Annotated in this window: 10 protein-coding genes; all 10 read left to right on the forward strand. The window is 65.4% G+C overall.

Going from position 1 to position 8,471, the window contains the following annotated elements:
* Positions 1–62 precede the first annotated feature (62 nt).
* The 10 genes from FWD29_04065 (at position 63) to tsaD (ending at position 8,266) form a co-directional block, all read left to right on the forward strand.
* On the forward strand, positions 63–923 hold the full coding sequence (locus FWD29_04065) for an aminotransferase class IV (protein ID MCL2803116.1): 861 nt from the start codon (positions 63–65) through the stop codon (positions 921–923).
* On the forward strand, positions 913–2,517 hold the full coding sequence (locus FWD29_04070) for a bifunctional ADP-dependent NAD(P)H-hydrate dehydratase/NAD(P)H-hydrate epimerase (protein MCL2803117.1): 1,605 nt from the start codon (positions 913–915) through the stop codon (positions 2,515–2,517). The genes FWD29_04065 and FWD29_04070 overlap by 11 nt, the downstream gene beginning before the upstream one ends.
* Positions 2,514–3,794 (forward strand): alanine racemase, encoded by a 1,281-nt coding sequence (gene alr / locus FWD29_04075; protein MCL2803118.1) that lies wholly within the window; start codon positions 2,514–2,516, stop codon positions 3,792–3,794. The genes FWD29_04070 and alr overlap by 4 nt, the downstream gene beginning before the upstream one ends.
* A complete protein-coding gene (gene tsaE / locus FWD29_04080) occupies positions 3,794–4,297 on the forward strand; it encodes a tRNA (adenosine(37)-N6)-threonylcarbamoyltransferase complex ATPase subunit type 1 TsaE (protein MCL2803119.1) in 504 nt (167 codons plus the stop codon). Before alr ends, tsaE begins: the two co-directional genes overlap by 1 nt.
* Before the next feature lie 134 nt (positions 4,298–4,431).
* Entirely contained in the window at positions 4,432–5,307 is an 876-nt protein-coding gene (locus tag FWD29_04085; GenBank protein ID MCL2803120.1) for an EamA family transporter, read from the forward strand.
* A 59-nt stretch (positions 5,308–5,366) separates the two neighbouring features.
* Positions 5,367–5,657, forward strand: a complete 291-nt coding sequence (locus FWD29_04090) for a type II toxin-antitoxin system prevent-host-death family antitoxin (protein ID MCL2803121.1) — start codon at positions 5,367–5,369, stop codon at positions 5,655–5,657.
* On the forward strand, positions 5,657–6,067 hold the full coding sequence (locus FWD29_04095; GenBank protein ID MCL2803122.1) for a type II toxin-antitoxin system VapC family toxin: 411 nt from the start codon (positions 5,657–5,659) through the stop codon (positions 6,065–6,067). The genes FWD29_04090 and FWD29_04095 overlap by 1 nt, the downstream gene beginning before the upstream one ends.
* Positions 6,064–6,744, forward strand: coding sequence for a tRNA (adenosine(37)-N6)-threonylcarbamoyltransferase complex dimerization subunit type 1 TsaB (tsaB, locus tag FWD29_04100; GenBank protein ID MCL2803123.1), 681 nt, complete (start codon positions 6,064–6,066; stop codon positions 6,742–6,744). The genes FWD29_04095 and tsaB overlap by 4 nt, the downstream gene beginning before the upstream one ends.
* Positions 6,741–7,193 (forward strand): ribosomal protein S18-alanine N-acetyltransferase, encoded by a 453-nt coding sequence (gene rimI, locus FWD29_04105; protein MCL2803124.1) that lies wholly within the window; start codon positions 6,741–6,743, stop codon positions 7,191–7,193. The genes tsaB and rimI overlap by 4 nt, the downstream gene beginning before the upstream one ends.
* A 23-nt stretch (positions 7,194–7,216) precedes the next feature.
* Complete coding sequence (tsaD, locus tag FWD29_04110; GenBank protein ID MCL2803125.1) at positions 7,217–8,266, forward strand: tRNA (adenosine(37)-N6)-threonylcarbamoyltransferase complex transferase subunit TsaD; 1,050 nt, start codon at positions 7,217–7,219, stop codon at positions 8,264–8,266.
* Positions 8,267–8,471 lie beyond the last annotated feature (205 nt).

Genomic DNA, 8,471 nt, shown 5'->3' on the forward strand with positions numbered 1-8,471 from the left:
ATGCCGGCGGGCGGGTGCGCCCCCTGACGCCGCGCCTCAGGGCTTTCGCCTAGGGTGGGGGTATGAGCTTTAGTGACGGGCAAGCCATCATGTGGGTTGATGGGGATTTGGTGCCGGCCGGGCAGGCCACGATCCCGGCGCTGGACCACGGCTTGACAGTTGGAGACGGTGTCTTTGAGGCGGTCAAAGTGCGTGGCGGCAAGGCCTTTGCGTTGCGGCCGCATTTGGCGCGGATGGCTCGATCAGCTGCCGGCTTGCGCCTGCCGTTCCCGGGCGAACAGGCCGTTGACCAGGCCTGCCAGGCAGTGCTCAACGCCAACGCCAGTCTGCTGGTCAATAGCATGGCGATTCTGCGTATTACTCTGACCGCCGGTGTCGGTGAGGTCGGGTCCGGCCGGATCAGCGGGGCCAGCCCACGATTGTTGATCACGTTGACCCATCACGCACCGCGGCCGCCCACCACCAGCTGTATCACCGTGCCGTGGCAACGAAACACCCACGGTGCCCTGACCGGTCTGAAGACTACCTCTTACGCTGAAAACGCCTTGGCCCTGGCCATGGCGCGCGAAGCCAACGCCACCGAGGCCCTATTCGCCAACAGCGAAGGCCAACTGTGTGAGGGCACCGGCTCCAATGTCTTTTTGGTGTTGGACGGCCGGCTGCTGACGCCGCCGCTGAGCGACGGCTTGCTGGGCGGCATAACTCGCCAGCTAGTTCTTGATTGGTCCAACGCGGTCGAAGAGTCAGTCCCGATGCAGGCGTTATTCGAGGCTAGCGAGGTGTTCTTGACGTCGACTGGACGTGACGTGCAGGGTGTCACAGCGATAGACTCGAAGCCAGTGTCCGATGCTGCCCTGGGACCTGTAACGGCGCAGGTCGCCCAGGTGTTTGCAGAGGGGGAGGCAAAGTTCGATGATTCCTAGTTTCACCGCCGCACAGATTGAACAAGCGGAAAAAGACCTAATGGAGACGGTGCCAGAAGGCTCCTTGATGGCTCTGGCTTCCCATGCGGCAGCCAACCTGATCCTGCGTGAGCTGCGCGCCAGGCGTGGCAAAGCCGCTGGTGCCAAGGTCCTGGCACTGGTCGGTCCAGGTAACAACGGTGGCGACACACTTTACGCCGGGGCCAAGCTATGCCTGCGCGGCGTCGCCGTGACGGCAGTAGCCACCGCTAACCGGATGCATCCGGCCGGACAAGCCGCCTTCGAGGCGGTTGGCGGCCGGGTTGTCTCTCTGGCCGAACCAGGACCAGGGCCCCATATGCCAATCGAAGATGTCACAGCCATGGCGCTGAGAGCCGATTGCATCGTTGACGGGCTGTTGGGCATTGGCGCCCGCGGGCCGCTTTCTGGCCGCGCAGCCGGCTTGGTGACCACGTTGATCGTGGAAATGGGTCTGGACGCGCCGCTGCGCTACCGCCGGCCCGGACGGCCGTTTGTGGTGGCGATCGACTTACCCTCAGGGGTCAGTGTTGACGACGGCATGGTTGACGGCCAGGTTTTGCCAGCCGATGTCACCGTCACCTTTGGCGCCTACAAGCCGGCAGCGCTGCTGCCGCCAGCCAGCTCGATGTTTGGCCGGGTCGAATTGATCGACATTGGATTGACCGAGCCGTTGGCTCGGGCCGAGGCCAAAGCCACGGCTCGGCGTTTCGAAGCCAGCGACGTGCTGGCGACCTGGCCGGTCCCCAGGCGGTCAGACCACAAGTACACCCGTGGCGTGGTTGGCATGGTGGCCGGTTCGGACACCTATCCCGGCGCGGCCGTGCTGACCACCTCGGCCGCCGTTTGCGCCGGCGTGGGCATGGTGCGCTACCTCGGCCCGGATAAGGCGATAGAGCGGGTGCTGTCACGGCGCCCCGAGGTTGTGCCTGGTGGGGGCCGGGTCGACGCCTGGGCCTTGGGTCCGGGTGTGGCACCGGGAGCGGAAAGCCAGCTGGGCCGGATCGCCTCGGCTTTGGAGTGGGCCAAAGCCAAGCGGGTACCGGCCGTGGTCGATGCCGGAGGTTTCGCCCTGCTGCCACCCTCGCCTGAGCGCTTGGATCCTTGGATCATTTTGACGCCGCATGCCGGCGAGATGGCCTCACTATTGCAGGACAGGGGAGTGTCGACCGATCGTGAATCAGTCGAGGCCCAGCCTGCCCACCATGCCCGTCTAGCGGCCGAGCTCGTTGGCGGGACAATCCTGCTCAAGGGGCCAGCCACGGTGGTGTCCGGTCAGGACGGTTCCTGCTTTGTCCAGGCCGACGGCCCGCCCTGGTTGGCCACGGCCGGTACCGGTGACGTGCTGACCGGTCTAATCGGTGCACTGCTGGCCGGCCACGGGGATTCGGTCGCCATCACCCCCGACTTGCCGACACATATCGCCGCCCTAGGCGCACTGGTTCACGGCCGAGCCGCCCTGAAGGCATCAACCGGGTCAGTTGACCCTGGCTCGGGCCGGCTGGGCAAGCCGATTGCGGCTATGGATGTGGTCAGGGCCTTGCCCCAGACCATCCAAGAGCTGCTGCAGCAGTGAACTTGCCTTTCGCCGGGAAGCCACCAGGCGCCGGCCAGCCAAGTCCTAACGCGGCGGATGGCGGCCGCGCCTTGGCCGGTGGTCGTCTTGGGTCGACCGGCGGCGGCACGGCTGAGGCCACCTTCCTCCACCCCGCCAGCCGGGCGGTGGTCTCACTCGACGCGATTACGGCAAACACCAGGCGGTTGAAGGAATTGGCTGGTCAGGCGCAGGTCATGGCCGTGGTCAAGGCCAATGGCTACGGTCACGGCATGGTCGCCTCAGCCCGGGCAGCAATGGCCGGCGGGGCTGGCTATCTGGGTGTGGCCCAATTGGCCGAGGCCCTCGAACTGCACCGGGCATTGGCCTGGCCCCGGCCGCCAATCCTGTCCTGGATTTACCCGGCCGGTGCCATTGACCTGCTGGGCCAGGGTTTGGCGAGCCAAATTGAACTAGGCGTCTCATTGCCAGAGCAACTGGACGGCATCGGCCAGGCGGTCAAGCAAACTGGCCAAGTGGCGCGGCTGCACCTCAAGCTGGACACCGGCCTGGGGCGGGCTGGTGGCCCGGCGGCCAGCTGGGAGGCGCTGGTGCGGGCGGCGTTGGCGGCCCAGGCCGAGGGGCTGGTCGAGCTGGCGGCAATGTGGACGCACTTCGCTTACGCCGATTCCCCCAACCACCCCACCGTGCTGGCCCAAGAGGCGGCCTTCGCCGAGGGTATGGCCCTGGCCCAGCGGCTAGGTGCGCGGTTCGAGCTGGCTCACGTGGCTAACTCGGCGGCCCTGTTGACCGGGCGGCCGTGTCGCTACGACATGGTGCGCCCTGGGTTGGCCATGTACGGGCTCAGCCCAATTCCGGACCAGGCCAGTTCAGGTGAGTTGGGCCTGGTCCCAGCGATGACTCTCGAATCGGAGTTCACGCTGGTCAAGCGGTTGCCGCAGGGGCATGGCGTGTCCTATGGCCACATGTACCACACGCCCGGCGACACGGTGGTTGGGCTGGTGCCGATGGGCTATGCCGAAGGCGTTTTCCGGCACGCCTCCAACCGGGCCGAGGTTTGGGTGGCTGGCCGGCGAGTACCGGTGGCTGGGCGGATTTGCATGGACCAATTTGTGGTGGACCTGGGCCCGGGGGCCGGCGAGGCCGCCGGTGAGCGGGTGGTCTTGTTTGGTCCGGGGCACAATGGCGAACCAACCGCCCAGGAGTGGGCAGAGGTTGCCGGCACCATTTCCTACGAGATTGTCACCAGGATCCCGCAACATGTGCCAAGGGTCTACGTTGGCGGCGGCGCTGGCTAATGGAGGTCGGCCTGCCAACTGCGGCGGCGACCCGGGCTTGGGGGCGGTTGCTGGCCGGGTTGCTAGAGCCCGGGGACCTGGTCATCTTGTCTGGCGAACTTGGGACGGGCAAAACGACCTTGGTCCAGGGCCTGGCTGGCGGCCTGAATGTGGCCGGTCAAGTGGCCTCACCAACCTTCATCATGGCTCGCCAACACCGGCCGTTGGGTGATGGTCCAGGGCTGGTACACGTCGACGCCTACCGGCTTGGTTCGCTGGACGAACTGGACGCTTTGGACCTCGACACTTCGCTTGAGGCTGCGGTCACCGTAGTTGAATGGGGCCAAGGCTGGGTTGAGGATCTGTCCAGCGACCGGCTAGAAGTCCACCTGACCCGCCAGCGCGGCTGGAGTTCACCTGGACCGCTCGACGAATTGGCTAACGAGCCACGCCGCGCCCAGGTGCGCGCCGTGGGGCAGCGCTGGGCCGGGATTGCCCTGCCCGGCAGTCCACGCTGGGCCTAGGAAACGGTGATTATCACCAGTTTCCTAGGCCCAAGACCATGCGTTCCTCCGCGTTTTCGCAGGTGGCGCTTGCGCCACCTGGCGTGCAACACGGCCGGTAGCTGGTTATTCACCAGCGCCCTAGGCTTGGCGCTGTGACTGGCCAGCGCTTTGGAGCCCCACCGTGGGCTCTTGGGCTGGTGCTGGTGGCCGTGGTCAGCGCCAACTTGGGTTCGGTTTTCGCCGTCTTTGCCTTTGAGTTGGTGGGGCCCGAGGCGGTGGTGGCTTTGCGCTCGACCTTCGCGGTGCCGCTGCTGTTGTTGTTCGCCCGGCCTTCGTTGCGCGGGCACTCGCGGCAAGCCTGGGCCGTCGTGATCGCTTTTGGGCTTTCCTTGGCCGCCATGAACTCGATGTTTTCCCAGTCGATTGCCCGCATGCCGATTGGGCCGGCCGTCACCATCGAAATGTTGGGACCGCTGGTTTTGTCGGTGATCCTGGCTCGGCGGCTGAGCGGTTGGCTCTGGGCGGTGCTGGCTTTGGCTGGCGTGGTGGTAATGCAGGGCTTGGTCACCGGGCATGGCTTGTTGTTTGACCCTCTGGGCGTGTTGTTCGCCTGCGGTGCGGCCGTGGCCTGGGCTTTCTACATTCTGTTGTCGAGGCAGGCCGGCAAAATGTTCAAGTCGGTCGACGCACTGGTACTGGCCGCCATGGTGGCAGCGGTGCTGACTTTGCCGGTCGGGGTGGCGGTCGAGGCAGCTTCGATGTTCCACTGGCAGGTCCTTGGCCTTGGGGTTCTCGTGGCGTTGTTTTCCAACGCCATCTGCAATGGCACCGAACTGATCGCCTTGCGCCAGGTGCCAGCCCATGTTTTCTCAGTCATGATGGCTTTGGGGCCGGTGGCCGGTTCGCTGCTGGCCTTTGTCCTGGCTCATCAACGGCTGGGTTTGACCACTCTGGTTGGTATTGGCCTGGTAGTTGTCGCCACTATGGGCGCCACCATTGGCGAAGGCCGCCGCCAAGAAGCGGCCTAGCATCGGCCTGGCAAGTCTTGAGGTAGTACATATGTCTGTCATTGGGTTATGATGGCTGTATGTCTGCCATCACGAAAAGGGAGCTGAACCAGCAAACGGCGAAGGTTCTCGCAAGGGTTTCCGCTACAGGTGCGGTTGTCCAGGTGACCGAGCGGGGTGTACCTAAGTGGCAGCTCATGCCCATCGAAACCGCAGAGAGTGACCGGCTGGCGGAGCTGACCAGGCAAGGCTGGGTGATTGCGCCAAAGGATGACCCGCCACCGTGGCCAGACCAAGCTGACACCGACTTGCCCATGTACTCGCCTCAAGAGGTCGATGAGCTGGTCCAGTGGATCAAGGACGACCGCTAATGCGCTACTACCTGGACTCGTCGGTGGCCCTGCACGCCGTGCTACCCAAAGGCGACGCCCAGGCAGTTGGTTGGGTCAGGCAGGCAGTGGAAACCCGTGATCAGGTTTTTTCGTCAGTTTTGCTGCGCCTCGAAATGATCCGGACGCTTAGGCGCGAAGGCCTGACACTGTCCCTTGCCGAGCCCCTCTTGGCCCGGCTCAGCCTGACCAGGCTGACCGACCCCATTGTCAAAGCCGCCGAGATGATCGAGCGTCACGTCAGAGCACTCGACGCCCTCCATTTGGCGACCTTGATTCAAGTTGACCCAACGGCCACATTGGTCAGCCATGACGCGCGCATGGCGGGCGTGGCCGGTCACCTTGGCATCCCGGTATTTGACCCGATGGCGGACCGTAGGCTTGAGGGGTGAGTGAGCTGCCGGGTGCCGTGTTGGGCATTTCGACGGCCGATGACGTGACCGTCGGGTTGGTCCGGCCCGGCCAACCAGACGCCACGCTGCACGGCGGTGGGCCAAGGGCCCACCTCGAATCGCTGGCGCCGCTGGTGGCGGGACTGTTGGCCCAGGCCGGGCTTGAGGGTAGTGACCTGGTTGGGATCGGCGTCGGTCGCGGCCCGGCCGCCTACACCGGTCTGCGCATTGGCCTGGCCACGGCTCGAGCTCTGGGTTTGGCCTGGGGCATCCCGGTTTGGGGGATCAGTGATCTTGACGTGTTGGCTGTTCAGAGCCAGGCCAACCTCCAACTTGGAGCGGGCCAGACCATCCTGGCCACCCTAGACGCCAAACGCAAAGAGGTCTATTGGTCGCTCTACCGTGCTTCCGACCACGGCGTCGAACTGCTTCAGGGGCCGGCCGTGTCAAAGCCGGGGGACGCGGCATCGGCCAAAACCGTAGCCGGGCCAGGTGCCATGCTCTACCCCGACCAGCTGGCCCTGTCTCCTGGCGCCCCCACCACCATCGACGCGGCCGTCTTGGCACGTCAGGCGGCCAGGCTGGCCGCCGCCGGCGCCGCCACGAGCCTGGAGCCGCTTTATCTGCGCCGACCTCACGTTCAAGGGCCCGCCCCGAGCAAGTCCGTCCTACCGTGAAGCTACGTCCGGCCCGGCCAGGCGACATCGACCAGCTTCTGGCCCTTGAACAAGCCTGTTTTGGCGACGAGGCCTGGCCGCGCGGCGGCATTGAGGCCGAGCTGACCAGCCCTGGGCGCAGTTACCTGGTTCTTCAGGCCGGCGACCGGCTCTTGGCTTACGGTGGCATCGCCACCGGGCCGGACTTTGCCGAGGTCATGACCGTCGCCGTCCATCCCGAATTCCAAGGCCAGGGCTGGGGCCGGCGGCTAATGGAACACCTCATCAGCGCTGCGGCACAGGCCGGCACCGACCAAGTCCTGCTAGAAGTTGCGGACAACAACTCTGTCGCCATCAGTCTCTACCAATCGATGGGTTTCGCGGCGATTGGTTCTAGGCCGCGCTACTACCAGCCCTCGGACCGGGACGCCCTGGTGATGCGGCTGGACTTGGCCGAGCCTGGGTCATAGCGGCGCCGCGCTAAGGTGTCTGCGTGCCAAATCCGTCCCAGCCGCTGGTCCTGGGGATCGAAACCTCTTGCGACGACACTGGCATTGCGCTGACCCGCGGTTTCAACCTGCTGGCGGAGCAGACCGCCTCATCGATGGACCTGCACGCTCGCTACGGCGGGATTGTGCCGGAGGTGGCTTCACGAGCCCACTTGGAGGCCCTTTTCCCGGCCATCGAGGCGACCTTTGACCAAACTGACGTGAACTTGGCCCACCTTGACGCCATCGCCGCCACGGCCGGGCCTGGATTGGTTGGCTCGCTGGCGGTGGGCCTGGCGGCAGCCAAGTCGCTGGCCTTCGCGCTGGACAAACCGCTTTACGGTGTCAACCACGTGGTGGCCCATGTGCTGGTGGACCAGCTGGTCAACGGGCCCTTCCGGGGTCCCGTGCTGGCTCTGGTGGTATCTGGCGGCCACACCTCGCTGATGGTCGTCGAGGGCCCGGACGTCACGACAATTGGCCAGACCCTTGATGACGCGGCTGGTGAGGCCTTCGACAAGATCGGTCGTTTGCTGGGGATGCCCTATCCCGGCGGACCGGAAATCGACCGCCTGGCCCGGTTGGGCGACCCGCGCGCCTACAACTTCCCGCGAGCCCTGACCCGGCGCCAAGACCTGGAGCGCCACCGCTACGACTTTTCGTTCTCGGGCCTGAAAACGGCCGCCGCGCGGGTGCTTGAAGCCGCCCAAGACCGGGGTGAGAGCGTTAGCGAGGCCGATTTTTCGGCATCGTACGCTGAGGCCGTGGCGGACGTGCTGGTCTCCAAGACCATTGCCGCGGCCGGCGACCTGGGCCTCGACACGGTTGTCATGGGCGGCGGCTTCACCGCTAACTCCCAGTTGCGGGACAAGGCGGCGGCGCTGATGCCGGCCGCCGGCCTGGAGTTGCGCTTGGCGCCGTTGAAGTATTGCACCGATAACGGCGCCATGATTGCGGCGGCCGGGGCACACGCCATCGGCCACGGGCTGGCACCCAGCGACCTGGGCATTGGCGCCGACAGCGCCATGGACGCCACCTGCCTAGTCGCCCGATGACGGCCCGCCCCGGCCTTTTGTGCCAGGGCTCAACCTCGCAACAAATATGCAGGTCAAACCCCACTTTCTGCGAAACCTCAACCTCGCGGCTGAGGTTACGTTTGGTTGAGTGTGGTCGGGTGGCGGGTTTTCGGGGCCTGGCCTGTGGGTTTACTTCGAGTGGCGGCTACCGGGCTGGGTGGATGCCTGGCAACATCAGCTGCTA

This window comes from Micrococcales bacterium (genome assembly GCA_009784895.1).
GTDB lineage: Bacteria > Actinomycetota > Actinomycetes > Actinomycetales > WQXJ01 > WQXJ01.

Bases quoted from the DNA above. Each gene is read 5' to 3' on its own strand.
- FWD29_04065 (MCL2803116.1), top strand. From the start codon at position 63: ATGAGCTTTAGTGACGGGCAAGCCATCATGTGGGTTGATGGGGATTTG.
- FWD29_04070 (MCL2803117.1), top strand. From the start codon at position 913: ATGATTCCTAGTTTCACCGCCGCACAGATTGAACAAGCGGAAAAAGAC.
- tsaE (MCL2803119.1), top strand. From the start codon at position 3,794: ATGGAGGTCGGCCTGCCAACTGCGGCGGCGACCCGGGCTTGGGGGCGG.
- FWD29_04090 (MCL2803121.1), top strand. From the start codon at position 5,367: ATGTCTGCCATCACGAAAAGGGAGCTGAACCAGCAAACGGCGAAGGTT.
- FWD29_04095 (MCL2803122.1), top strand. From the start codon at position 5,657: ATGCGCTACTACCTGGACTCGTCGGTGGCCCTGCACGCCGTGCTACCC.